The following is a 24,379-nucleotide window of genomic DNA, read 5'->3' on the forward strand; positions in this document are numbered from 1 at the left end:
TCTTTCGACTTATTTATTATAACATATTTTGTGAAAAAATAAATCTACAGTAGCCTAGCATTGACGATAAGAACCATCGTTACCACGAAACCCGTAATGAGATTGAGCCAGATAAACCGTCGCCATGCCTTATTTACCATTCCTGACGTTTTGTCCGTAACGTGCAAATAAGGCGCAACATTCGCTGCATATAAAAGCCCTGTCGCTCCTACAATCGCTGGCAACAAGCCTAACGTCATCATTATGGCACTGCTTGCAAGGTATAAACCAAACACTATACGCGTCGTAGCTCGTGCGCCAAAAACCGTAGCAACCGAGGCCAATTTACCTTCGCGATCAGGTATGATGTCTTGCACTGCACCAAGCGCATGGCTAGCCACGCCCCATAAAAAGAAAGCTACGACAAAGGGTATGTACTCGGGTTTAAAGCCCGTCAGTACCATGGCATACACCATAGGACCGACAAAATGAATGCTACTCGTTACCGAATCAAGCACAGGTATTTCTTTGAAACGAAGTCCGGCCATCGAGTAAGCAAGTACAAAAAAGACCAGCGCCACAAGAACCGCATTTGAAACTACCGTGCCCGTCGCAAACAGCCACACGACAAAAGGCAACGTACTCAACGTCGAGGACCACAGAATCGTCGGATGAAACGCTTTTTGCTCACGTGCGCCTTCTATGCCTCCTTTGCGCGGATTGCGCATGTCAGACTCATAGTCAAACACATCGTTTACGCCATACATCAACAAATTGTAAGGGATCAAGAAAAAGAGCGTCGCCACCCAAAACGTTATGTCGAGAGTACCGCCAGTTACCACATACGCCGCTGCAAATGGGTAGGCCGTATTCGGCCACGAAATCGGACGTGAAATTACAAACAATTTTTTAAGTGCATCAAACATGTTTTTCTCCTAATTTATGCCAAATCGTCGGTACTATAATTGCCGCCAAAAGTGCATACATAAAATCCTCTATCGGTGCGACGCCAATCCGCAACCCAAGTATCTTGTGCGGATCATAGTCAACAATCGACAAGCCCACAATCGCGTTGTCAAATACCGCCGTCAACACCAGCAACACAACCATAGTGGCAACAACGGCACGAGACAATTTGCTCAAACGTACTCGCGCAATGGTAAGCACCAGAGCCATAACAACCAAGTTCAAAACTACATATGTGGCCATTTTTTTCGTACCCCCTGGTAAACAACAAGCGCACTATAGCAAAGCAACGTCAGGAAAAACAATTCTTCGACAGGAAATTCAGGAAGCAAACGGAGCGGAAGTGTCAGCTGACTGCCACCATGGAAAAATATACCGAGTGCTATTCCCAAAAGATCCCACACGACAAATATCGCTACGGCTATCGCGAGTGTCTGCAGCGTCCGTTTTCGATCATGCCAATACGCCAATTCGTAGCGCCAATCAATCACTGCCATGCCACAAATGCCGACCAGCAAAAATACCAAATAGCTGAATTGAATCATGATCTATCTTTCACTATTTTTTTGATACTTTTTATCGGGCCACCGCGCTTGTCGCCAGCTAGTCGTTTGTATACCAACTCAGCGCCAATCAAGCACATCGGCAAACCAATACCGGGAGTTGTCGAACCTCCCACATAGTAGAGGCCTTTGACCTTTTTGCTGACATTTGGCGTGCGAAACATCGCGCTCTGGCGCAGCAAGTGCGAAGGTCCCAGGGCCGTCCCTTGCCATGCGTTGTACTTGGTCACAAAATCATTCGGACCGAAAAGTTCCTTTACCACCACGCGCTCACGAAGATTTTCGACACCCATTTTTTGCTCAATCATTTCAAGATACTTGTCGGCAGCCGTCTTCAACTCTTTGTCGGTCAACGACAGTCCGGCTGGTAGTGGCACAAGCACAAATACGTTTTCGGAACCTTTCGGCGCGACAGTCGTGTCGCTCGCACTTGGTTTGCACACGTATACAGACGCCGGCCAAGGAAGTTTCTTGGTTTCAAATATACTGTCAAAATTGTCTTTCCAATCTTCAACGAAAAACAAGTTGTGGTGCTCCATTTGTGGCAGTTCACCTTTGACCCCCAAGTACATCAGCAAGGCGCTAGGCCCGGCCTCACGCTTGTCCCAATACGACGCAGGGTAGGAGCGGTCAGGCTTGTCGAGCAATTTTGTTTCCGTAAAATGCAAGTCCGCGTTTGATATGACAATATCCGCGCTCACGCGAGTTCCATCTTGTAGCGTCACGCCAGTCGTGCGCCCATGCTTGGTATCGATATGCTGTACCGGCGTCTTGTAGTGGTATTTCACGCCAAGTTCATGGCCCAGTTTCACCATGCTTTCAATGATCGTATACAATCCGCCTTTCGGGTAATACACGCCCTCGCGAAAATCGAGCGCACTCATGAGACTGTAAATTGCAGGTGCGGCAAACGGCGACGAACCAAGAAACACCATAGGGTATTCTAAAATCTGTCGTAGCCGCTGGTCGGTCACGTATCTACTCACGTATTTGTCTATCGACGTAAATGCCAGCTTGGTCATCAGATGGCCGCGCTTCACCACATCAAACTTGGCAAAATCACGCGGCGACGAAAAGTTCGTATACAAAAAGTGCTTGAGCGATAGCCTATAAATATCATCACCACGCGACACATAGCGACGCAGCTTTTCGCCGGCTCCTGGCTCTATAGCCTCAAATGTTAGGGCGTCTCGCTCTTCGTCGCTCGTCACCATGACTGGCGATTCGTTTTCAAAAAACACTTTATATGCCGGCGACAGTCGTACAAGGTCGAGCTCATTCGCAACTGATTTGCCAAACAATTCAAAATAATGCTCAAAAACTTCCGGCATCAAATACCACGACGGGCCAGTGTCAAAACGAAAGCCATCTATTTCCATCATGCCCGCACGTCCGCCAGCTTGGTCGTTCTTTTCATACACGGTCACATCGTAGCCGGCCTTGGCCAGCATATTCGCCGTTGCCAAGCCGCCAATACCCGCTCCGACTATCACAACTTTTGTCATCGTTTTACACCCTCGCGTAGCAACGTACGTACCATCAATGTCAGCTTGCGGCGAGAAGGCAATCGTATGCGAGTAGTCTTGATCACGTCCGCCGGAGTATTCTCAAGCTTCTTGAGCAACTCCGCATAATACACATAGCTCATCATCGTTGCTCGACGACTCGTCACAGGCAACTGCTGCAGGGCAGGGAGGGCTTTGGCAAAGTCTTGTTTGATATCGTCGACAATCGCTTGCTTTGCTGTGTCGTCAAATTCTTCGTAGCTAACACCCGGAAAATACAGTCGCCCCAGCTCTTTATAATCAGCCGCCATGTCACGCAAAAAATTAACCTTTTGATACGCCGAGCCTAGCGCCGCCGCGCCATCGCGAAGCGCATCGTACCGCTCCTTGTCGCCGTCTAAAAAAACTTTCAAGCACATCAGCCCGACCACTTCGGCAGAACCATGTATGTACTTTTGATAGTTTTCTGGCACGTATGTTTGCGGGTGTAAGTCCATGCGCATACTCGCAAAAAACGGACCAATCAACGACTTGTCGATATTATACAGCGCTGCAGTTCGGGCAAAGGCATGTACCACAGGATTAGTACTATAGCCAGACTGTATCGACGCATATGTCGTTGCTTCTAGGTCGTCTAGCAGTGTCGCGGCGTCCGCTCCTTTGTAAGTATCGACGATTTCATCGGCGATTCGCACCAGCCCGTAAATCGCATATATATGCTTTTGCATAGCCTGCGGAAACAACCTGCTACTCATACCAAAAGATGTCGAATACCTCAGTGTCAGGTGCTTACTGTTTTCGTACGCAACGTCGTCGTACAACTCCATCAGTGCGAACGCTCCGTCACTTTTGCCACAAGTTTTTCAAATTCATTTACATATTCGGCGCTTATCTGCATATCAGCAATGGCCTTGCGCGCAGTCTCGGCATATTCGTTTGCAAGATCAATCGTCGCTTGTTTGGCACCAGTAGATTCAAGCAAATTATATACAGCCGCAACACCCGCGTCGGTTGCGTCACGGTTGCCAAACCACTGCTCAAATTCTTTCTTTTCATCATCGCTCATGGCCGCTAGTGCTCGCTCGACCATGTAGGTCATTTTGCCTTCGCGTATGTCGCTCAACGTCGACTTACCAGTCTTTGCTTCATCGCCAAATACTCCCAGTAAATCATCAACCAGCTGAAACGCAACACCAAGTGAAAGAGCATATTCGTAGAGCGCCTCTCTCTGTTTTTCGTTAATACCAGCAAGTGTCGCACCGGCAAGTAGTGGCGCAACAAACGAATAGCCGGCAGTTTTGTAACGCGCGACCTTGAGCGCGTCTCCTTCGCGATAGGGCATAAAGCTCAGCTCGGTATCGAGCAATTCGCCACCAGCAACCTCAAAAATACTATGAGCCAAAAAACCTTGCGCTATGATCTTGTCTTTGTCGCTCAGCATACTCGAAGCGATCATCTGATGTGCGCCCGATATCATCAGGTCGCCACCCAGCAGCGCCGCACTATGCGAAAAGTGCACCAAATCATCAGGAGTTTTTGCATACTCCGCATATACATTTTTGTAGACACCTGCGACATTCGCCGTGCCGTAGCGCGTATAATCGCGATCGATAATATCGTCGTGTACAAGTAGGCTAAAATGCAATAGCTCTTGTGCCGCGGCAATGGGAATCATTTTTTCTACGTCCTTGCCGCCAAATGCCTCGTAGGCAAGCATCGTCATGCGCGGTCGAAGGCGTTTACCACCCGAGCGAATCAGTTTATACAGGGTTTCCCACAAGCGTTTGTACGACGGGTCTATACGCGCAGCGTAATCAATAGAACGTTCAAAAAAGCCATATAAAGTCTGGTTTACAGAGTTAACGGTACTAGTCCGGTGCTGGGTTTGTGCCATTTCTATACATTATATAGTATTTTCTCAGTTCAATCTGTATGCTTTCTTAAATTTTTTGCATCGCTAGGGGAAATGTTGTTAAATGAACCTATGAAACGAGGTGAATTCAGTGACAAAGAACAGCTTGTCCTAGCCGGGCTCGACTTTGACCGTTACAGCGATCCTGTGGCTAAAAGTATCGGCGACTGGCACGAGGCATTCGATCGCTGGAACCATCAATTACATTTAGTACACTACGGGGAAGGAGGGCGTACGCAGGCCGAAGCCGACGTTAAACTAGCACACCTCCAAGATGGCTACACCCAGGCATTTGAGCATGCGGCTCGGCAGGTAGCGGCCGACAGCCCCATAGAAGAAAGTGCCGTCGACACTTTGCATAATCTCTTTCGCGCCGAAGAACAGCGCCGATTGACGCACGTGAGCCAGTGGTACACGACCGAAAAGCTACAGCCGTCATCGGACGAATATTTTCACGACATAGTCATGCCATTTGCCGACCCAGAAGGCAAAACAATCATACACAGCAACGACGAATTTGTGCTCAGCCAAGAAGCCGCCCTAGAACTTTATCGCGCTCGACTAGAAGACCATTCACGCGCCATACTGCTACAAAAATACCGCAACCTAGCCGAAAGCGGACGCAACATCCGCAGCGTAAATCGTAAATTTTACACGGCGCTCGGAGCCGTTGGTCTTGGCTCGTTTTGGGCTGCATTTCGCGCCTTTAGACCAAAGCGAAAATAGTTTAAAAGTCGTTTTCTAACTGTCGCATGCGCTCCACCAGCATACCGCGCACTTTATATAAGTCGTCCAGCGTCAGGTCATATATTCCGCTAGGTGCGCCGTCGTGCCTGCAATCAATTGCAGCATAGTATCGTCCGCGCGCATATAATTCTAACTCGTCCAGCTCGGCTTCGCTCAACATTTTTTCAGACATAATCCGAACTTCGGCCAATTTCATATCTAACTCATATTCCGGTATGTTCCCGTGCAATATGCGTACCAAATTACTCACTTGGCCTGGATGAATTTTGCGCAGCAATTCATCTTCATCGTCATCATCTTGCTCGACCGCAACGCTCACGCCGCCCCACATTTTGTTATCAATACCAAGCGCCACATTGTACGCCTTCGCCAGGCCGTCTTCGATATCCATCACGCTAGCAACCATAGCCATGCCGGCTTTACCTAGCTGCAGCACCGTAAATGAAACCCCGCGGCTGCTACCATTTTCAGACCTGTATTGTGACATAGCAAACCAGCCGTCGCACGCAGGCACATCACCAATCATAGCCAGTTCAATCATCATTTCTTCAGCCGTTTTCACTGATTTCAATTGTGGGTACAGCCGCTCCAGAGAATCCGAATACAATGCATGGATCTGGTTGTATGCAAACTGTCGATCGCTTTCATCTTGTGAGTCCGAAAACATCTGAAGCTGCTCCCAAGTTGCGCGCCAGATGTCCGATCTTTGGTCGTCTTCTTCGCCTTCGTCTATCAGCAAATCCTGCACAATCTCAATGACTTCAACGGCAAGTGACGCCCGTTCATTGTTTTGCGACGATTCCGGTTGCGAAGATTCGTGGTTTGTCATGGGTTTATATATACCACACATTTATGGCAACAAATACCGACAGGCGTTGTAATGTTTAAACAAAACTGTATAATTTGCGCATGGAATCGGAGCCAAAAACTCCCGACAACTTTACCGACTACGAGCAGTTCGCAGTAGAGATCTTTGACGGCGTAGACGAACTATTTGCACAGCGTAACATACCATCTATCTATGAAAAAATTTCCGACCGCCACTCCGTCGTCGAGCTTACAGTCGAGGAGCTAGAGCAAGTCGGCCCACTACTCGAAAGCTACGCGATAGACGCACCAAATTCAGTCAATATCACCATCAACGGCCACAATCCGTTTTACAAAGGCGCGCACGAACCAGGCTCACTCGTAATCACCACGAACCACTGGGACACTTTCGGCAATGATGTCAAAAGCAAGTACACAATTTGGATCGATCGCAACTACACCCAAGCAATCGAAGCCATCATTGACGTCAAAATTGGTAACCAGATATTCGCAAACAACGAGCGCATCGGCAGTATTGAGCAGCGCGCCTTGCGCGGACTCATCAACTATCTTAAACAAACAACGAAGTAGCAACACATGCAGTCAAACAACAAACTACGCGTCGGAATCTATCGAGACATCGAAACCCCGGAAACAAACATCGGGGGAGCGGTCGTAGCAATCGACAATCTACGCGAAAAATACAAAAATATTGAAATTGCCGAAACCAACAAATTCGTCAGGCTGACGCCATCAGGCGAAAAATCAGTCCCGACAAACACCGTCAATTGGCTTGAAACGCTCAACCACATAAACATCGTCATGACAGATAGGCGCATCGTCGACAAACCTGGCGACACGCCACCCGAAAATTTCGGCGTTATAGGCACGACGTTATATCGGCGCCTTCGTAGACCTTTCGTCATAGTAGACGCACGCTTCGCGTGGGACAGCGCCGACAGAGTCGTCACTCACGAAGTCGCACATGTACTTCGCATCAAAGACAGCGGTACATATTTCGACAAAGTAGATCACTGCAACCACCCCGCGTGCATCATGCAGCCCATTACCAGACCTCATCTTGTCGATTTTTGCGGCGAATGCAGCGAACAGCTCGACGAACGCTTTTATAAACTTTCCAAAAAAAGGATTCGCAACGCTAGTATGCTCGGTCGGGCGCTACAAAATCTGTCAGACAATTTAGTTCAAACAACTCGTCCCTTCCCATACCCAAACACCATCGAGTAGGGCACTCTAGGCCTCGACTATTTACAATTAACATATTTTATTGTAGTATAGCGCAAATGAATCAGTTCGACACGGATCCATCCATAAACATGGCGCCCACGACCGATACGGAGACTACCAAACCGGCGGATATTTCGTTTGAAGAATTGTATGCGAACTACTACACAAAGTTAACTCTGTTGGCAAAAAGTTTTAGAGTACGAGACCCAGAGGCCACAGCGCAAGAAGCATTCATAAAGGCATATGAACATTATGACTCATATGTTGACATGGGTTACTCTCGTTATACTTGGCTATGCCGCATATTGCGCAACACGGCAAACAGCGAACTACGTAAATCTAAACTCAGACCACTAGACAAAGTATCTAGAGACGCCGATATACTCGAACATTACAACCTACCTGACGCCCATGCGTTAGAAGATTTCAAAGATATCGAGCTAGACGAAATCATGGACCGAGTCTACCAAGTTATTTCCCCTAAATCCCCAAACTGGTATGAAATTTTCACTAAACGCGTTTTAGACAACGACAAATGTAGAGAGATCAGTGAAGATCTCGAAATCCCCATGGGCACAGTCCAGGCAAGTCTTTTTCGCGCTTGTAAATTACTCGCAGAAGACGAAGAAATCCGTGCCGCGCTTGGCAAATAGTAGACTTCAAGAAAGATCATATGTCAGAATTTGTCGACAAATCACCAAGTAACAACATACAGCCGTACGACAAGTTTCAAGGCGACAAAGAAGCCTCGGCCGAACTACTGAGCGCCATTCGAATTTATTTCCGCCAAGAACTCGACCAGTCGGGCTTCACTAAGCATTTTATCGACGCCCTTAACGACGTCGTCATCACCGACTCGCAAGCCCAGCTCTACATAGCCCAAACGTTTCGGGCAGGCAACGACATCCGCGTCATCAACGCAGTATTGCGTGAGCAAAAAACCGACGACGGCTTTACGCTGCACGTACGAAAAGTAGGCGAAGAAATGAACGGCATGCGTATAGCCGCGCGCTGTTTTAACGACGAAGACCTCGACCTAGCCATAAGCCAGCTCGAAAATCTACAGCAGCTAAAAGACAGCAAAATGATATCACTTGACCAAACCCTGTCATGGCCAGCTGACGCCACTCCACTAATCAAATAAGCCTCAGTCACTCATCCGCCTAGGGCATACGCACACCCTGCAGAAAACACTCCAAACCACCGCTCACTTCAACCGCGTGCAGAGCGCTAAAGCACTCTATACGCTAGCGCTTGCAAATTCTTACTCATTAGTGCATTATATTGCAGGGTACGCATCTCTTGGAGGAGAATATGCACGAGCAAACAGTTGACCATCCGTTCATGTATACGCTTGTCGCAGGAATCTGGATCGTTTTTTGGCTATCTTGGATCGTACTAATGTTCAGCGCCAAACGTTCCACGCACAAAGTATCAAAAAACATGATGATACGCATCGTCATAATTGCCACGGCGCTCATCGTCATGCGCCTGGGCCACTTCGATTCCGGAGCAACTCTGACACACAACATGGCAGTACGTGTCGTCGGAACGACCATGGTCATACTCGGACTCGGGTTCGCCGTATGGGCAAGGGTGCACATCGGCCGTAACTGGAGTATGCCGAAGGCAACCGTGGAAGATCGCGACCTTGTTACGTCGGGTCCCTACCATTACGTTCGCCACCCGATTTATTCCGGCCTGCTACTAGCTTTAGTCGGCACGGTCATGTCAATCGGCTGGTACATCGCTATCATCCTCGTAGTGTTCGGCAGTTACTTCGTCAGTAGTGCACTGACCGAAGAACACATGCTGGCGCGCGAATTCCCCAAGGCCTATCCGGCCTATCGAGCCAAAACCAAGATGCTCATACCGTTCATCTGGTAGAGCTAATCGCCCCGGGTCATCACCGACCCGGGGTTTTTCCATGCCTACTATTAATCAATACTGAGTTCCTCAAGATAATAAAACAAAACACTCCATCGTCTTTGCGTGTCATTTTACACTTCGGCATATTCCCGACAAGTTTTCAAAAAGGTGTTATAATGCCCGCATGTCTAGACCCAAAGTCACACTAGAAAACTACGAAGAAGTTTACGACTGGTATGCCAATTATTATCAGCCACGCCGCGCAACCAAGCTTGCCTATAGCGTACTCAACCGCCGCTTCAATCCTGAAGTTCACTACGAGCCAGGTGCTCTCGACGAATTCAGCGACTTTCGCCGCAGCGACACTCCGCAAATCTTTGCGCTCAATCACCTCACAAATACTGTCGACCAGTTCGTCGCATCTTCCTTTGCGTACCAAGCCGTACCCGAAGACGTCGGCCGCACGCGCGTCATGGCCAAAGACGAGTTATTTCGCAAATCATACCGTCGCTTCATCGACCTGATGGGCGCCATACCTACATACCGCATGAAAGACCACGCTCAAATGGAAGGCGGCGAAGAGTTAGTGCGCCAGAGCAACGACATGCTCATAGACACTTGCGGCATCATACTAGCCAGCGGCCAAAATTTGGGCGTGTTCGTCGAAGGCTCACACAACAAAGTCGACCCAGCAGTCGTACAAACTGTCCGCTCAGGCTTTGCTCGCACGGCGTTCAACGCGCTGAGTAGGGGAGTCAGCACCATGGTGACACCCGTCGGCATGTCGTTTGGTACCAGCCTCGAAAATCTCGACCCACGCCAAGCCGTCTTGGTCGTAGGCCGCTCCATACCTGTCACCACCGAGCACACCGAAGACTCACTTATTGCTAGCACAGCTACAGCACTGCAAACCGCAGTAGACCGCGCAAACGAAATCCGTAGCACCAGAACTAATTAATCACTGGCAGCTGGTATACACCATTCATTCAAGCACTGCCTAAAAGTTGCTTAGCTATACATTTCAATTAAAAAGGTCGGGGCCATGAGTTTGCGCATTGCAAACTCATGACTCCCGACTACATCTAGTGTGGAACTACTCGACGAGCAACGTAACACTCATCATCGCTTTTGGAGTCGCCTATGTGGCCCAACAAAAAACGATGCACCGAGATACAGAAGCGCCACAACAAATAGGTTGAGCAAGAACTGCACTGCGACGCTGTCAAGCAGTATGAACCGATTAACGGTAAAGCTCATCGAAAACCCATACGCTAGGCCAGACGCGTACCACTTCCAGTCTGTAGTATCCTCGAGTCTCAAAGTGACCCACAAAAGCACGAGGCTCAGGACACACAACATAACAGTAATAACCATTTTCCACCTCTTTTTCAGTACCAAGATGCTCGGACAAGCAACTCGGCTCATCTGACTAGACTATTATACAATAAGCACATAATATAGCAATGTACTGTCGCGCTCTTCGACACCTTGAAGCAGCCACACACCTCAAATTGAAAACGAAGTACAAAAAGGGTATAATAACCTCATAAAATTATGACCGAAGTAAATTTCCAAAAATGCAGCAAAGACCCAGAGACTTGTGACGTCATACACGACTTGATCGAACTCGACACATTTTACGAAATCGCCAGCGACATGGACGAGCACTACCAAGAACCACGCAAAATCGTCTGCGGTCTTTTCAACGCCTGCGTAAACGGCACATGCCCCGGCCAAGCGCCAGAACTCCTCGAACACTTCAACCGGGAAATCACTAACGAACTACGCGAACGCGAATAAACTCCGCAACCGTCTACGGCAGATCTTCGACAGATTCAAGGGTAGTCAAAAGCTCTTCAATCTCGTCAGCAGACATCTCGAGCAAGCCAAGTTCTTTGGCCGTTGCTTCCGAGCGGCGCTTGTCGTGGTAGCGGGTTTCTATGGCTTGCATAAACCGCTCAGTCTCGGCTTGGTCATAGTGCTCGGCCACAAAATTCCTGAGAGCATTCAGGCCTTCGGTCAAATCATTAGGGCTCATTGCGCCACTCAGCAGGGGCAGTACCATATCTCTTTTGCCAGCGCCTACTAGTTCCAAAGCTTCGTTTATCAGCTCATCGTCTCGCGACCTCGCGCTACTCATCGTTTCAAATCTGCCATCGTCATTCATATATACAGTACTTCCGCTCAGCACATATTCGTCGCGTACTGTCACTGAAACCGCCTGTAACGAACGCCCCTCTGCCAGTATCAACGTCGTAGCCAGAAGCATCATCTTGTTGCCGGTGACGGCATCGTGTAGCGGAAGCGCCGAGTGCACGCCGTCTTCGAGTCGTACAGACGTTGCGTCGGGGTATAGTCGTTTATAAAAAGCCGCCAAGCAATGCACGTGACTCTTGGCAGACATCCGCATCAATTCATTTTGCCCATCAGACTCATCGTTGGCGACTTCCGAGCGGTGCAATTCCACCACGTCTAAACTCTGCGTGCGTGCATGCGAAAGCAATACATCATTAACTCTCTCCACCAGCGCTATCACAGCATCTTGCTGCTTCTCGTATTCGCTACGTTCGCGGGCTCCAAATTCACTCATATGTCAATCTCAACACACCCACCTAAAAAATACAACTCGCCGCCATGCACAAGCACTTTAATTTCTGCTTAATTTATATTACTGTTATCACATGTCTAAAAGCCCCGAAAACCATTCCGAAAACGAATCAGAACTAACCATGTTGCGTTCCGACATCTCCGAACTCTTTCAGGCGCATGCCGACAAACTCGCTTTTCGACAGCCCAAAGACCTACGAGAACCAATCGAAGTAATCTTGGCAGGTACATACGACACGACCTACAACAACAATCCCATCAATCTCGAAGTACAAGTGCGCCAGCGCCTCGACGACAATGGCACAGACTATCTCATCATCATTGGCAAACAGGGCAGCTTCAAGTGGTGCCAGATCACCGACAACTTCGCGAGTGTCATATACGACAAAGGTGAAAAGCCCATCAATGCAGAAGACATCATGGTTATCCGAAAAGTCGCCTCTGCAGACAGCACCGACTGGTCGACCAAAGATTCACAGCGTTGGGCAGGCAAAGGCGACCTTTACCAAGTAGCTGAAACCCACGCACGCCGAACATAACCCACAAGGCTCACAGCATGAACACAGAACGACCACTACAACACACGCCCGACCAAAACCTCCAGACACTTCTTGGCCGATACAGCCTGGTAGGCGAGGGCGACGATTACTTCACTGAGTACATGCATAGTCCAGAATCGCCACGGCAGCTCGGCCAACGTATCGGCTACCTATACGGCGAGCTCACGTCAAAAGGCCTCGTACACGTATGGGCCGACCCGGAAAAGTCCGACTACGCCAACGCCGAAGTACTAATCATCGACCACAGCTTTGTGTCGACATACACGCACGTATACACACTTGCCAGGGACTCGAAGTTGATTATGTCGGAGTTATCATTGGGCCTGACTTTATCGTAAGAGACGGCGTGGTCGTAACCCACCCAGAACACCGTGCAACCACCGACAAGTCTATATGGGGTTGGAAAAAAATGATGAACGAAGACTCCGAAGGCACCTACGCAAAACTCGATGCAATCATAAAAAATACCTACCGGACGCTCATGACGCGCGGGCAAAAGGGCTGCTATGTATACTGCACAGATCCTGAGACTGCAGCGTATTTACGTTCGATGATACGAGTCAATCAGGAGAATAGCTTAGCTGATTTTTCTAGGTCGTGACGCGCACAAAGTAGACGTATGGGGCAGTATACACTACTGATGATATAATACGTGCATGAGAGCCTGGTGCCGCAATAGTGTTTCTGAATTCTTACTCGAAAATATCAATAGTGTCATAGGCGAGCTGGCAACATCTAGCGTTAATGATGGTTTTGACGTAGAACAACTGCAAAACGATTCATGGCGATATGAAATATCAAATCTCCAAGAAATCTTACCAGCGAATATCCCATGCCATATTTTTTTTGAGTTCAACATTCCTCGTATGGGCCGAAGGATTGACGCCGTATTACTTGGGCCGAATTTTCCGTACGTTTTTGTAATTGAATATAAAGTGGGCGCCGATAAGTTCATGAGATCCGATATTAATCAGGTGCATGATTACGCATTAGAACTCAAGAACTTTCACAAGGGAAGTCACAAATCGACTATTATCCCAATCTTGGTCGCAACGGAAGCGGAAGATACCGAATTTAACATCAAATATGCTGTTGACAATATAGCAGAACCTATATGCGTGAATCCGGACGGCCTAAAACGGGTGATCGACGGCTTTGCTTTCGAAGGTCAAGTTGATGGCCTAGATTGGGAAAATGCACCATATGAACCAACACCTACGATAATTGAAGCAGCGCGCGCGCTTTACCGCGACCAAAAAGTCGAGGATATCACGCGAAGCGAAGGGGGCTCAGAAAACATCAAGTCTACTTCATCTCGCGTTTCGGATATTATTAATGATTCACGAATTAATAACAAAAAGACCATTATATTTGTCACAGGCGTACCTGGCGCGGGCAAAACACTCGTGGGCCTAAACATCGCAACTCAAAAACGGCAAAATACTACCGATCATGCTGTCTATCTATCGGGTAACGGTCCATTAGTTGAGGTCTTGCAAGAAGCTCTTGCGCGGGATGATGTAAAACAAACCGGTGTCAAAAAGGGTAGTGCCGTCACCAAAGCGAAAACATTCATACAGAATATACACCACTTCCGCGACGAGGCTCTTAGATCCGACACTCCACCCTCGGAGCATGTTGCTATTTTTGACGAAGCACAACGGGCCTGGAACCGTGAACAAACAAGCAATTTCATGCGCCGCAAAAAAGGCGTTCCAGATTTCGATGCTGCCGAATCAGAGTATCTGATATCATACATGGATCGACACAAGGACTGGGCTACGATTGTTTGCTTAGTTGGGGGTGGTCAGGAGATTAACGTAGGAGAATCCGGCATTTCAGCTTGGATAGAATCAATTTTCACAAAGTTTCCAAACTGGAATATTGCGATTTCAGACAAATTGCATGACAAAGAATATGCACTACCAGAAGAAATAAACGAAGAGCTTTATTCGTCACAAAGCGTTTCGGTATTTTCAGAACTTCATCTTGGCGTATCGATGCGCTCATTCAGGGCAGAAAATGTGTCCAGTTTCGTCAAAGCACTACTCGACCTCAACCACGATCAGGCCAAAGACTACCTAGAAAAGTTTAATGAAAAGTATCCAATAGTAATCACTAGGGATCTAATGGAAGCAAAAAAATGGGTACGCAAAAAAGCGCGCGGTACCGAGAGGTATGGATTAGTCGCCTCATCCAAAGCTATGCGACTAAAACCATTTGCAATAGATGTAAAATCAGAGGCAAAGCCAATACACTATTTTCTAGATGGTAGTGATGATTTACGCTCGTCATATTTCCTGGAATCTGCAGCTACGGAATACCAAATACAAGGTCTCGAACTAGACTGGACAATAGTAGGATGGGACGCTGATTTACGACTAGTTAATGATAGATGGTCATACCACGATTTCAAGGGTCATAAGTGGCTAAACATCCACAAAGAAGACAATCGTGTATTTTTGAAGAATGCATATAGAGTACTCTTAACTAGGGCTCGTCAAGGAATGGTTATTTTTATACCTTATGGAAACTATCCGCCAGATGAGTCACGGCTCCCTGGTTTTTATGACGAAACCTTCGCTTACTTAAAATCGCTTGGGATCCCAGAGCTGCAGTCGTCTGAAATCGATATCGGCTACTAAAAAGTTTAATCTAGTAAGCGGCTCTCTGGGGATACAGGGTCTAACCCTAAACAGATAGGGGATACAGGGTCTAACCCTAAACAGATAGAATAACTCCGATTTTTGATATACTGCGTATATGCCGTCACGCAATACTGTCCGTCAATACGATGCGCCCGCTTATTATCATGTGTATAATCGCGGTGCCGGCGGGATGGCGATCTTTCGGGACGCTCAAGACAAGCATAAATTCTTAGACCTCTTGCGGAGATATCTCAGTGACGATCCGGATTATGCCAGTTATCCGACATACGACATTGAACTTGTTGCATTCTGTATCATGGAGAATCATTTTCACATGCTGCTTTTTCAAGAGCATGATCCGACCTCTATCACACAGTTGATGCGATCCGTATCCACTGCTTACTCTATGTACTACAATCTGAAATACAAGTCGCACGGGCACGTTTTTCAAAGTGTTTTCAAGGCATCTAGAATCACCGAAGAGCCGTACCTCGCACACATTTCGAGGTATATACACCTCAACCCAGAAACGTATAAAACCTACAAGTGGTCGAGCTTGCCATACTACCTGGGCACAAAACCTCCCGATTGGGTAAAGCCTGACCGCTTGCTCGATATGCAGCCGGCAGCCTACGAACAATTTCTCGAAGACTACGAGGATCGACGAGAGCTCTTAAAAGAAATAGGCGAGCAGTTAGCACAATAATATGAAATTCGTACTTATTATCTCTGTTTAGGGTTAGACCCTATAGTTTACGACGGGCCAACTGCAGAGTATACCCCAGGTATACTCAACATATTGGCTCGAGAACATGTAAAGGCGACTTTCTTTATGACTGGCGTCGACATCGTAGATAATCCAGATTTGGTAAAAAGAATTATTAGCGAAGGCCATGCCATCGGTAATCATACTTTGACCCATATCGATTTCGACGAGCATAGCGACTTACGCAATCGCGAAGAGTTAATAGGAAACGATCGCCTCATTCGGGCTATCGGCGACTATTCAACTAGATTGTTCAGAATGCCATACGGCGATCCGGACAATAACGTACTTGCGTTGCTGCAGTCTCAACAACTTGGCTATGTCCATATTGATGACGACCTCGACAGCAAAGACTGGTCGTATGCACCTGGTGAAAAAGTTCCGACTCCACAGCTCGATGGAAAGGGCTACGTAGTACTCATGCACGATGGCGGTGGAGACAGGACCGCAACCGAGCATATGCTAGAAAAGCTTATCAAGGAAGCTAAACAAATGGGATACACGTTCAGTACGGTAGCAGACATGCTACCACAGGAACTAAAACCCCACACGTATGACGCATCCTTTAATCCTGACAAAATAACCCTGCACATACTTCAGGCAATCTGGGTACTGCCAGGTAAATTGTTGGGGTGGCTTTTCTGGCTTGGAGTAAGCACCCTGACGATCATGTCGGTGCTTTACTTGACTCTAGCACTCTACAACAATCGGCAGCGCAACAAGCTCCGCTGGACACGAGTGCTAGACAAGGATATGCCCTACGTAAGTGCCGTCATTGCGGCATACAACGAAGCGAAGGTCATAACAAAGACCCTTGATGCGTTGCGTGCTAGCGACTACCCTCAGTCAAAGCTTGAGGTAATAGTTGTTAATGACGGCTCTCAAGATGAGACGCTAGCAATAGTCGAAGACTATGCGCGCAAATGGCCACAATTGCGAGTGATAAACCAGCCTAACAACGGTAAATCATCCGCGATTAATAACGGCATAGCAAATGCGCGACCAGAGTCGAATATTATTGTAACGCTCGATGCGGACACGTTGTTTATGCCACAGACGATTCGCCTGATGGTGCGCCATTTCGTGAGAAATAGCCACCAAAAGGATTTCACACCTGTGGGGGCGGTCGCAGGCCATATCAAGGTCGGCAACCGCCGAAACATCATAACCGCATGGCAGAGCCTGGAATACATTTCTGGCATCTGCGTCACCCGACTAGCCGAGGATGCAATTGGCGCAATCGCCATTGTACCTGGTGCATGTTCGGCTTGGAACCGGCACGCACTAGAGCAAATCGGTGGATTATCCGAAGACACGTTGGCCGAGGACGCCGACGCAACACTCACGCTACACAAGCATGGGTACAGGATACTCCAAGACAACGAAGCAGTAGCCTACACTGAAGCTCCGGAATCAATCCGGACTTTGGCAAAGCAACGCTTGCGATGGACATTCGGCAACATCCAGGTGCTATGGAAGCACAAATCAATGATGCTACGTCCAAAGTACGGCTTGCTCGGCATGGTAGCGCTACCGTATTCACTCCTTTCGTTGCTGATACCATTGGCATTCCTACCGCTAATGGTCTTGGCTGCCGCTACAAGTTTGATGAGCGGTAACTGGTTAAGTATCGTGTTGTTTGCGTCATTTGTGATGGCGCTCCATATGGCCACTTCGACCATTGCAATAGCAGTGGCTCGCGAGCGAGCTTGGCATCTGTTTGTCGTACCGATCTACAGACTGATTTATGAGCCACTGAGGGCATACTTGTTGTATGCATCCCTCATGCGAATACTCAGAGGAACATCGGCCAAATGGAACAAGCTGGAACGTCTAAATAGCGCATCACTACAGTTCGAGGGATAACACCCGAGAACGGGGGCTTGTATAGCAAAAACTATACAAGCCCCCTTTTCATTGAAAATAATAAGTTCTAGTGAACGGTTTTCCTGATAGATACGTCAAAGAATCGGTACTAGTGTAATCGAAATCGAGTAGCCGTTTCTGCTACCATAGCTATATGCAAAAACAAGTCGCTAGAAAAATTATTCGGATTAGCTGGATAGCATTTGGTTTAGCCCTGGCATTGTGGCAACTTGATCCTACCAACCAGTTTGTTATAGACGTAGTTACAAAGTTTGGACTTTTTGCGTTTTTCACACTTGTAGGCGCCACAATAGCCGTAAACGTTCGCTCGCAAAGCGACAAGAAAGACCCAGAATATGCCAGCGCGCCACCGCTTCCGACCATCGGCACTGCCATACAAAAATCATTTATGTACGTGATAATACCTGGGATCCTACTGACCGTTATTTTCTTTGCCGTGGCATACGCACTTGGCTGGCGCCCGTAGAAGGCGCATGGCGCAACCATAATGAGCTACGCCAAAATACATAGCTCGACGCTCAAGAACTTTGCTCAAACACTTGCTATAATATAAATATGACCAAAGAACCAAAACGACTCTACCGTTCGCGCAAGGATCGCATGATTGCGGGTGTGTGTGGCGGCATAGCCGAGTATTTCAATATCGACCCTGTAATCGTCCGCGTCATCGCAATTCTTCTGCTTTTCCCGGGCGGACTACCAGGCCTCGTTCCATACCTTGTGCTATGGATCATAGTGCCCGAAAACCCAAGACAAAAAAAGCAATAATTAACCAAGATAGAAAAAAGCCGCGCAGTATAAGCCGCGCGGCTTTGTAGTAGGAAAGGTACGAGGTTCAAAGATCTTCGTCGTCAGTGCTGGGCCGATTGTCTCGACTCAAGCGTGGTACTGCGCCTTTTGTCAACGCAATCACAACGATGGCTAGCGCGTATAGCGCCACTGCACCGAAAAACACAGTCAGTCTGTCGCCGTATGATTGCGATGCATCAGGTGGCAGTGTAGCCGCATAGGCAATCCCGGCAGAAGCCGCGACAATCATCACGACGTTGAGCCAGCCTTGCCATGCAAAGGGCGGCCGCTTTTTAGGATTTTGTGTCATGATCAGAAACGTGTCCAATCTCACTCGTCGACATAGTGATGCCGGGCTTCCAGCAACTCCTCGTCGTGCTCTAGCTGCCGTTCCCTCATGGGATGACGCAAGGCCAGCACTACGTACACGGTGAGGAAAGTCAACGCGCCGACCGTAGCGTCGTTTGTCAGGTATCCTGCGAAAAACGACACGACACCCGGAACGACCGGAAACCACATGAGCTTACGCTCATATACGCTTACGATCACCATGATTACCACGGTTGTCAGACCAGCCCTGAGGACTGCTTCCCACAAACTCATCTTTGCTCCTTGTTTCAGAACGTTAGCATACGAACGCATGCCAATGGTATATTTTTATCACATTTTCACTAAAAATTCAAATAACTAGCAGCCCTTGCGCTTTATTTACTGCTGAGATTACATTTAACAAAATTAATAGTTGCAATATTTGGTGCATGAGGCGTACAATTGCTAGCAATACTCAAGGGGAAAGTATAAGCGTACAATTGCTAGCAATACTCAAGGAGGAGACATATGGCAGAACGTATCGAAACGAATAACGCCAAACATAATCTGTTCGCAAAGATCGACCAGCACAAAGGAGATCTGGAACGTTTACGGTGGGAGGGGTCATTCGGGGAATACGTCGACATGGTTGTCGAAAATCCTGCTATATCTAGAACTGCGCATCAGACTGTATATAAAGCCCTGACTTCTCGTGAGGACTTCTTTACCACCGGACGCAACGCGCTGTTTGGAGCCGAAGAAGCAACTAGTCGTTACATCGAAATCCTGAAAGCAGGCGCTGAAGGTTTGGAACTAGGCAAACGAATCATCTTGCTTGTAGGCCCTCCGGGCAGCGGTAAGTCAACGCTTGTCAACGGAACAAAGCGCGGCATAGAAGAGTACAGCAAGACCGACGAAGGTGCGCTGTACGCGATCAAAGGCTGCCCAATGTTCGAAGATCCGCTACACCTGATACCACACGACATGCGCCCGATGCTCGGTGAAGAATACGGCGTACATATAGAAGGCGACTTATGCCCTCAGTGCGCCGACAAATACGGACGAGAACACGTGACCGCAGACAACCTGAAAGATGTTCGCGTAGAACGCCTGATACTTTCCGAAAAAGACCGCGTGGGAATCGGCACGTTCAAACCGTCTGACCCGAAGTCACAAGACATTACCGAACTTGTCGGTAGCGTGGACTACTCGAAGATCGGCGAGCTTGGATCTGCTTCCGACCCAAATGCGTACCGTTTTGACGGCGAGCTTAACGTCGCCAACCGTGGCGTCATGGAATTCGTAGAAATGCTCAAGAGCGACGAGCGATTCCTGTACTCACTGCTCGACCTAGCGCAAGACCGCGTAATCAAAAGCCCGCGATTTTCAAACATCTCGGCCGACGAAGTGATATTAGCTCATACCAACCTGACAGAATACAAACGCTACGTCAGCGATCCTAAAAACGAAGCTCTCCGCGATCGAATCGTCGTCATACCAGTGCCGTACTCGCTACGCGTTTCGGACGAAGCGAAGATCCACGAAAAGCTAATTGGCGACAGCGAGCAGGTACGTGCAGCGTCGGTTCACATCAACCCGCACACACTACAGACCGCAGCAACATTTGCCGTATTGTCCAGACTCAAGCCGTCTGCCAAATATACAAAGGTGCAAAAACTCAAGATTTATGACGGCAAAGAAACCAACGGTTTGTCGCAGCGCGACATAAAAGAGCTACGTGCCGAGCACCCAGACGAAGGTATGTCAGGTATATCGCCACGTTACATCATCGATTCACTGTCGATGGCGCTTACCACGCAAGGCAGCAGCAAAAAATGTCTGACTCCTATCGACACCATCCGCGCGCTTCGCGAAAACTTAGATCGTCACCCGCACACACGCGACATGAAAAAGGAAGACAAAGACGCGCTGCTCGACGACATTGCGAACGTCAAAGCCGAGTTTGACGAAGCTGCCAAAAAGGAAGTACAGAGCGCGTTTATATTCTCATACGAAGACACCGCCCGAACACTTTGCGACAACTACCTGGCAAACATCGAAGCGTTTTCGACTCAGTCAAAAATCGTAGACCACATTACCGATGAAGAATCCGAACCAGACGAAAGACTAATGCGCAGCATCGAAGAGCAGATCGGCGTGAGCGAAAGCGGTAAAAAAGAATTCCGCAACGAACTGTTGATTCGCATAGGCTCGACTCTCCGCAGCGGCAAAACGTTTAACTATACGTCGCACCCACGGCTAAAAGAAGCGATTGAAAAGAAGCTATTTGCAGACATGAAAGACGTCGTCAAACTGACCACAAGCACGTCGGTACCAAATGACGAACAGCAAGATCGTATCCGCGGCGTGGAACGAACACTTGTCGAAGATCGAGGCTACTGCCCACACTGTGCCTCAGAGCTACTACGCTATGTCGGCACACTACTAAGCCGCTCATAGATTTACCCGACACACTAACAAAAGAGGGGAAAGCGCATGGAAAACCACGAACAAAGGAATATGTCGGTATCGCGCCAAGACTGGACGTTTGATCGGCGCATAGAGCGCGACGAAAACCGTCACAATGACAAAGTTAAAGAAGCGATTCGCGACAACCTAGACTCCGTCGTGAGCGACGGCACTATCGTGACGGCCGACCCTCGTAGCAAAAGAATAATCAAGGTACCTATGCGCTCAATCGAGCTGCCGCACATTCGCTATGGCGAACCAAAAGACGGCATAGGTACGGGCTCGGGCAAGGGCAAACCAAAACCGGGCGACAAAGTAGGTACCGATCCTGAAGCTGGCGACCAAGCAGGCGAAGAATTTTACGAAGCCGAGATGACAATCGCCGAAATTCAAGAAATGGTATTTGCCGACCTAGGCTTGCCGAACCTGAAACCCAAAGGCGAGCCGACGATCAACGAAACTGAAATTGTATACAACGACGTACGAAAAAAGCGCACAACTACCAACCTAGACATGGGGCGCACCATACTACAAAACCTGTTGCGCAACGCCAAAGAAACAGGCGAGGCAAAAATACACGGCATATCACCGGAAGATTTTCGCGTGCGCACATGGGAAGAAGAACAGCGGCCAAAAGACAGCGCCGTAGTCGTAGCCATGGCCGACATATCGGGCTCGATGGGCGAGTTCGAAAAATACGTCACCCGGGCGTTTTGCTGGTGGACGGTATCGTTTTTGCGTACCAAATATCCGTCGGTCGAAGTGGCATTTATAGCACACGACACCGAAGCATACGAAGTCACCGAAGAGCAATTCTTTACCCGTGGTTCGAGTGGCGGCACCAAGTGCTCGAGCGCCAATCGCAAAGCACTGGAACTCATAAATGACCGCTACCAGACCGATCGCTACAACGTATACCCGCTGCATTTTTCGGACGGCGACAACTGGTCGACAGACAACCCCGACTGCGTGAATCTGGTACAAGAGCTGCTTAACAGCGACATCAGCCAATACGCCTATGTGCAAATAGGAAAGACCAGCCGCAGCCAGCTACTCGACGCCTACACTGACGGCATCCACGACGACCGATTCAAGGGACTCATGATCCAGCAAAAAGAAGACGTACTGAAAGCACTCAAGCAAGTATTTACCGTGGAGCAGGGGAACGCATAATGACAGGCGAGTTCCAACCGCAAGCAGCAACAAACCACGAATACGCGGCCGAGGACCAAGAGCTGGAGCAGGCGCTCGAACATATATGGGATATTGCGCTCGAAAATCACCTTGATCCGTTTCCGACGAATTTTGAAGTAGCGCCAGCTAGTGTCGTGTACCAGATCGGTGCGTACGGCATACCGGGGCGGTTTTCACACTGGACCTATGGCCGCGCGTACAGGCAGATGAAAACGCAGTACGACTACGGTCTGTCGAAGATTTACGAACTTGTCATCAACAGCAATCCGTCGCAGGCGTTTTTGCTTGAAAACAATCCGCCAATCGACAACAAATTCGTCATGGCCCACGTGCTGGGACACACTGACTTTTTCAAAAACAACGCAACATTTGCCAACACACGCCGCGACATGCCCGAAGCCGCCGCACGTAGCGCTATGCGGATTCAGTCGTACGAAGATCATGAAGGACGCATGGCAGTAGAGCAAACACTCGACGCAGCACTGGCTATCGAACAGCACATCGACCCGTATCATATCCACCGACTCGACCGCAACGAAGAGCTAAAGCAATGGCGCGCGCAAGCAGCCAAAAACGCTAAACCAGCCCGCGAAGGTGATAGTGAGTTTGACGACCTGCTACCACGATCGGGTAGTGTGGAGCAAAACCTCGGACGCCAAGCACTTGCCATGATGATACCGCCAGCGCCCGACCAAGATTTGCTAGGGTTTATACGCAACCACGCACCATACCTGGAAGATTGGCAGCGCGACGTCGTCGATATCGTACGTAGCGAGTCACTGTATTTTTATCCGCAGCGCCGCACCAAGATCATGAACGAGGGCTGGGCCGCCTACTGGCACAAACGAATCATGCGTGAAATGGGCGATCGCGGACTCATAACTGACGCCGAAAACGAAGCGTGGTGGAAGCTACACTCGGGCGTAGTAGGACCAAACCCACGATCAATTAACCCGTACTATTTGGGCATGAAGATTTATGAATACATCGAAGATTACTACAACGGCACGCTAACCGATGAAGAGACTGCGCAGCTACAAAAAGAGGGTGTACCGACATACCCACGCTACGATGGTCCACTCAAAGATAGTCCGGCTATGCCGCACCTGCGCGAAGCCATGATGTACAACGATGATCAATCGTTTATACGCAATTACTTCAACAAGATCATTGCTGATCGCACCGAGATGTATATATACGAAGAACGTCGGCTCTCGCCGTATCATCAGCCCGAAATGGTAGTTGCCGATGACGGCTGGTTGCGTATACGCGACATGCTGACAAAGTCTATGGACAACAACGGTACACCGCGGATAGACGTGATAAACGGTGATCATAGCCGTGCTGGCGAACTATACCTCAAACACGAATTTGACGGGCGATCGCTCGATCCGCAATACGTCGAAAAGACCCTACCTTACATACACGCTCTATGGCGACGCCCGGTGCACATCGAAACGCGCGAGGCAGCTGGCAACAAAGTGCTTATATATACGTACGACGGTAAAAAAGTCAAAAAGCACACCAAATAGCCTTCAAGCCTTTTGCGTTATT

Annotated in this window: 27 protein-coding genes and 1 pseudogene; 18 read left to right on the forward strand and 10 right to left on the reverse strand. The window is 48.6% G+C overall.

Annotation, left to right across the window (positions count from 1 at the left end):
* Positions 1-44: 44 nt before the first annotated feature.
* From H6797_04120 to H6797_04145, 6 genes are read right to left on the reverse strand one after another with little or no spacing between them, the layout of a single operon-like run.
* The gene (locus H6797_04120) at positions 45-905 is read right to left on the reverse strand and encodes a prenyltransferase (GenBank protein USN96234.1); all 861 of its coding nucleotides are present in this window, start codon (positions 903-905) and stop codon (positions 45-47) included.
* Positions 898-1,188, reverse strand: a complete 291-nt coding sequence (locus H6797_04125; GenBank protein ID USN96235.1) for a lycopene cyclase domain-containing protein — start codon at positions 1,186-1,188, stop codon at positions 898-900. The genes H6797_04120 and H6797_04125 overlap by 8 nt, the downstream gene beginning before the upstream one ends.
* A complete protein-coding gene (locus H6797_04130; protein ID USN96236.1) occupies positions 1,173-1,490 on the reverse strand; it encodes a lycopene cyclase domain-containing protein in 318 nt (105 codons plus the stop codon). Before H6797_04130 ends, H6797_04125 begins: the two co-directional genes overlap by 16 nt.
* The gene (gene crtI / locus H6797_04135) at positions 1,487-3,013 is read right to left on the reverse strand and encodes a phytoene desaturase (GenBank protein ID USN96237.1); all 1,527 of its coding nucleotides are present in this window, start codon (positions 3,011-3,013) and stop codon (positions 1,487-1,489) included. Before crtI ends, H6797_04130 begins: the two co-directional genes overlap by 4 nt.
* Complete coding sequence (locus tag H6797_04140; protein ID USN96238.1) at positions 3,010-3,840, reverse strand: phytoene/squalene synthase family protein; 831 nt, start codon at positions 3,838-3,840, stop codon at positions 3,010-3,012. The genes crtI and H6797_04140 overlap by 4 nt, the downstream gene beginning before the upstream one ends.
* A complete protein-coding gene (locus H6797_04145; GenBank protein USN96239.1) occupies positions 3,840-4,907 on the reverse strand; it encodes a polyprenyl synthetase family protein in 1,068 nt (355 codons plus the stop codon). The genes H6797_04140 and H6797_04145 overlap by 1 nt, the downstream gene beginning before the upstream one ends.
* Positions 4,908-4,997: 90 nt before the next feature.
* Between H6797_04145 and H6797_04150 the strand changes: the two genes are divergently transcribed.
* The gene (locus H6797_04150) at positions 4,998-5,651 is read left to right on the forward strand and encodes a hypothetical protein (GenBank protein ID USN96240.1); all 654 of its coding nucleotides are present in this window, start codon (positions 4,998-5,000) and stop codon (positions 5,649-5,651) included.
* Position 5,652: 1 nt separating this feature from the next.
* Here the strand turns inward: H6797_04150 and H6797_04155 are convergent, their stop codons facing one another.
* Positions 5,653-6,501, reverse strand: a complete 849-nt coding sequence (locus H6797_04155) for a hypothetical protein (GenBank protein USN96241.1) — start codon at positions 6,499-6,501, stop codon at positions 5,653-5,655.
* A gap of 80 nt (positions 6,502-6,581) precedes the next feature.
* Here H6797_04155 and H6797_04160 point away from each other — a divergent pair, with 80 nt between their 5' ends.
* The 7 genes from H6797_04160 to H6797_04190 all read left to right on the forward strand — a co-directional run bounded on the left by H6797_04160 (position 6,582) and on the right by H6797_04190 (position 11,396).
* Positions 6,582-7,070, forward strand: coding sequence for a hypothetical protein (locus tag H6797_04160; protein ID USN96242.1), 489 nt, complete (start codon positions 6,582-6,584; stop codon positions 7,068-7,070).
* Positions 7,071-7,076: 6 nt separating this feature from the next.
* A complete protein-coding gene (locus H6797_04165) occupies positions 7,077-7,727 on the forward strand; it encodes a hypothetical protein (GenBank protein USN96243.1) in 651 nt (216 codons plus the stop codon).
* A gap of 56 nt (positions 7,728-7,783) precedes the next feature.
* The gene (locus H6797_04170) at positions 7,784-8,380 is read left to right on the forward strand and encodes a sigma-70 family RNA polymerase sigma factor (protein USN96244.1); all 597 of its coding nucleotides are present in this window, start codon (positions 7,784-7,786) and stop codon (positions 8,378-8,380) included.
* A 20-nt stretch (positions 8,381-8,400) separates the two neighbouring features.
* Positions 8,401-8,871: a hypothetical protein gene (locus H6797_04175; protein ID USN96245.1), complete on the forward strand. Its 471-nt coding sequence runs from the start codon at positions 8,401-8,403 to the stop codon at positions 8,869-8,871.
* A 170-nt stretch (positions 8,872-9,041) separates the two neighbouring features.
* Entirely contained in the window at positions 9,042-9,614 is a 573-nt protein-coding gene (locus H6797_04180) for an isoprenylcysteine carboxylmethyltransferase family protein (protein ID USN96246.1), read from the forward strand.
* Positions 9,615-9,780: 166 nt separating this feature from the next.
* Complete coding sequence (locus tag H6797_04185; GenBank protein ID USN96247.1) at positions 9,781-10,554, forward strand: 1-acyl-sn-glycerol-3-phosphate acyltransferase; 774 nt, start codon at positions 9,781-9,783, stop codon at positions 10,552-10,554.
* A gap of 596 nt (positions 10,555-11,150) precedes the next feature.
* The gene (locus H6797_04190; GenBank protein USN96248.1) at positions 11,151-11,396 is read left to right on the forward strand and encodes a hypothetical protein; all 246 of its coding nucleotides are present in this window, start codon (positions 11,151-11,153) and stop codon (positions 11,394-11,396) included.
* A gap of 13 nt (positions 11,397-11,409) precedes the next feature.
* Here H6797_04190 and H6797_04195 read toward each other — a convergent pair whose 3' ends face one another.
* On the reverse strand, positions 11,410-12,186 hold the full coding sequence (locus H6797_04195; protein USN96249.1) for a hypothetical protein: 777 nt from the start codon (positions 12,184-12,186) through the stop codon (positions 11,410-11,412).
* 91 nt (positions 12,187-12,277) lie between these two features.
* On the opposite strand from H6797_04195, the gene H6797_04200 reads away from it, so the two are divergent.
* The 7 genes and pseudogenes from H6797_04200 to H6797_04230 all read left to right on the forward strand — a co-directional run bounded on the left by H6797_04200 (position 12,278) and on the right by H6797_04230 (position 18,832).
* The gene (locus tag H6797_04200) at positions 12,278-12,742 is read left to right on the forward strand and encodes a hypothetical protein (GenBank protein USN96250.1); all 465 of its coding nucleotides are present in this window, start codon (positions 12,278-12,280) and stop codon (positions 12,740-12,742) included.
* A gap of 208 nt (positions 12,743-12,950) precedes the next feature.
* Positions 12,951-13,364: a DUF2075 domain-containing protein gene (locus H6797_04205; protein USN96251.1), complete on the forward strand. Its 414-nt coding sequence runs from the start codon at positions 12,951-12,953 to the stop codon at positions 13,362-13,364.
* A 55-nt stretch (positions 13,365-13,419) separates the two neighbouring features.
* Positions 13,420-15,408: a DUF2075 domain-containing protein gene (locus H6797_04210; protein USN96252.1), complete on the forward strand. Its 1,989-nt coding sequence runs from the start codon at positions 13,420-13,422 to the stop codon at positions 15,406-15,408.
* A 118-nt stretch (positions 15,409-15,526) separates the two neighbouring features.
* Positions 15,527-16,117, forward strand: coding sequence for a transposase (locus H6797_04215; protein USN96253.1), 591 nt, complete (start codon positions 15,527-15,529; stop codon positions 16,115-16,117).
* 51 nt (positions 16,118-16,168) lie between these two features.
* Positions 16,169-18,043 (forward strand): annotated as a pseudogene (locus tag H6797_04220) (glycosyltransferase).
* 154 nt (positions 18,044-18,197) lie between these two features.
* The gene (locus tag H6797_04225; GenBank protein USN96254.1) at positions 18,198-18,530 is read left to right on the forward strand and encodes a hypothetical protein; all 333 of its coding nucleotides are present in this window, start codon (positions 18,198-18,200) and stop codon (positions 18,528-18,530) included.
* A gap of 89 nt (positions 18,531-18,619) precedes the next feature.
* The gene (locus H6797_04230; protein USN96255.1) at positions 18,620-18,832 is read left to right on the forward strand and encodes a PspC domain-containing protein; all 213 of its coding nucleotides are present in this window, start codon (positions 18,620-18,622) and stop codon (positions 18,830-18,832) included.
* 67 nt (positions 18,833-18,899) lie between these two features.
* Here the strand turns inward: H6797_04230 and H6797_04235 are convergent, their stop codons facing one another.
* Positions 18,900-19,163 (reverse strand): hypothetical protein, encoded by a 264-nt coding sequence (locus tag H6797_04235; protein USN96256.1) that lies wholly within the window; start codon positions 19,161-19,163, stop codon positions 18,900-18,902.
* A 20-nt stretch (positions 19,164-19,183) separates the two neighbouring features.
* The gene (locus H6797_04240) at positions 19,184-19,456 is read right to left on the reverse strand and encodes a hypothetical protein (protein USN96257.1); all 273 of its coding nucleotides are present in this window, start codon (positions 19,454-19,456) and stop codon (positions 19,184-19,186) included.
* Between the two features lie 234 nt (positions 19,457-19,690).
* Between H6797_04240 and H6797_04245 the strand changes: the two genes are divergently transcribed.
* From H6797_04245 to H6797_04255, 3 genes are read left to right on the forward strand one after another with little or no spacing between them, the layout of a single operon-like run.
* Positions 19,691-21,622: a protein prkA gene (locus H6797_04245; protein ID USN96258.1), complete on the forward strand. Its 1,932-nt coding sequence runs from the start codon at positions 19,691-19,693 to the stop codon at positions 21,620-21,622.
* A 60-nt stretch (positions 21,623-21,682) separates the two neighbouring features.
* A complete protein-coding gene (locus H6797_04250; GenBank protein ID USN97109.1) occupies positions 21,683-22,804 on the forward strand; it encodes a DUF444 family protein in 1,122 nt (373 codons plus the stop codon).
* Positions 22,804-24,357 (forward strand): SpoVR family protein, encoded by a 1,554-nt coding sequence (locus H6797_04255; protein USN96259.1) that lies wholly within the window; start codon positions 22,804-22,806, stop codon positions 24,355-24,357. Before H6797_04250 ends, H6797_04255 begins: the two co-directional genes overlap by 1 nt.
* The last annotated feature ends 22 nt before the right edge of the window (positions 24,358-24,379 follow it).

It is taken from the genome of Candidatus Nomurabacteria bacterium, from assembly GCA_023898645.1.
Lineage (GTDB): Bacteria > Patescibacteriota > Saccharimonadia > Saccharimonadales > Saccharimonadaceae > UBA2112.

Bases quoted from the DNA above. Each gene is read 5' to 3' on its own strand.
- H6797_04120 (USN96234.1), bottom strand. From the start codon at position 905: ATGTTTGATGCACTTAAAAAATTGTTTGTAATTTCACGTCCGATTTCG.
- H6797_04125 (USN96235.1), bottom strand. From the start codon at position 1,188: ATGGCCACATATGTAGTTTTGAACTTGGTTGTTATGGCTCTGGTGCTT.
- H6797_04130 (USN96236.1), bottom strand. From the start codon at position 1,490: ATGATTCAATTCAGCTATTTGGTATTTTTGCTGGTCGGCATTTGTGGC.
- crtI (USN96237.1), bottom strand. From the start codon at position 3,013: ATGACAAAAGTTGTGATAGTCGGAGCGGGTATTGGCGGCTTGGCAACG.
- H6797_04140 (USN96238.1), bottom strand. From the start codon at position 3,840: ATGGAGTTGTACGACGACGTTGCGTACGAAAACAGTAAGCACCTGACA.
- H6797_04145 (USN96239.1), bottom strand. From the start codon at position 4,907: ATGGCACAAACCCAGCACCGGACTAGTACCGTTAACTCTGTAAACCAG.
- H6797_04150 (USN96240.1), top strand. From the start codon at position 4,998: ATGAAACGAGGTGAATTCAGTGACAAAGAACAGCTTGTCCTAGCCGGG.
- H6797_04155 (USN96241.1), bottom strand. From the start codon at position 6,501: ATGACAAACCACGAATCTTCGCAACCGGAATCGTCGCAAAACAATGAA.
- H6797_04160 (USN96242.1), top strand. From the start codon at position 6,582: ATGGAATCGGAGCCAAAAACTCCCGACAACTTTACCGACTACGAGCAG.
- H6797_04165 (USN96243.1), top strand. From the start codon at position 7,077: ATGCAGTCAAACAACAAACTACGCGTCGGAATCTATCGAGACATCGAA.
- H6797_04170 (USN96244.1), top strand. From the start codon at position 7,784: ATGAATCAGTTCGACACGGATCCATCCATAAACATGGCGCCCACGACC.
- H6797_04175 (USN96245.1), top strand. From the start codon at position 8,401: ATGTCAGAATTTGTCGACAAATCACCAAGTAACAACATACAGCCGTAC.
- H6797_04180 (USN96246.1), top strand. From the start codon at position 9,042: ATGCACGAGCAAACAGTTGACCATCCGTTCATGTATACGCTTGTCGCA.
- H6797_04185 (USN96247.1), top strand. From the start codon at position 9,781: ATGTCTAGACCCAAAGTCACACTAGAAAACTACGAAGAAGTTTACGAC.
- H6797_04190 (USN96248.1), top strand. From the start codon at position 11,151: ATGACCGAAGTAAATTTCCAAAAATGCAGCAAAGACCCAGAGACTTGT.
- H6797_04195 (USN96249.1), bottom strand. From the start codon at position 12,186: ATGAGTGAATTTGGAGCCCGCGAACGTAGCGAATACGAGAAGCAGCAA.
- H6797_04200 (USN96250.1), top strand. From the start codon at position 12,278: ATGTCTAAAAGCCCCGAAAACCATTCCGAAAACGAATCAGAACTAACC.
- H6797_04205 (USN96251.1), top strand. From the start codon at position 12,951: ATGGGCCGACCCGGAAAAGTCCGACTACGCCAACGCCGAAGTACTAAT.
- H6797_04210 (USN96252.1), top strand. From the start codon at position 13,420: ATGAGAGCCTGGTGCCGCAATAGTGTTTCTGAATTCTTACTCGAAAAT.
- H6797_04215 (USN96253.1), top strand. From the start codon at position 15,527: ATGCCGTCACGCAATACTGTCCGTCAATACGATGCGCCCGCTTATTAT.
- H6797_04225 (USN96254.1), top strand. From the start codon at position 18,198: ATGCAAAAACAAGTCGCTAGAAAAATTATTCGGATTAGCTGGATAGCA.
- H6797_04230 (USN96255.1), top strand. From the start codon at position 18,620: ATGACCAAAGAACCAAAACGACTCTACCGTTCGCGCAAGGATCGCATG.
- H6797_04235 (USN96256.1), bottom strand. From the start codon at position 19,163: ATGACACAAAATCCTAAAAAGCGGCCGCCCTTTGCATGGCAAGGCTGG.
- H6797_04240 (USN96257.1), bottom strand. From the start codon at position 19,456: ATGAGTTTGTGGGAAGCAGTCCTCAGGGCTGGTCTGACAACCGTGGTA.
- H6797_04245 (USN96258.1), top strand. From the start codon at position 19,691: ATGGCAGAACGTATCGAAACGAATAACGCCAAACATAATCTGTTCGCA.
- H6797_04250 (USN97109.1), top strand. From the start codon at position 21,683: ATGTCGGTATCGCGCCAAGACTGGACGTTTGATCGGCGCATAGAGCGC.
- H6797_04255 (USN96259.1), top strand. From the start codon at position 22,804: ATGACAGGCGAGTTCCAACCGCAAGCAGCAACAAACCACGAATACGCG.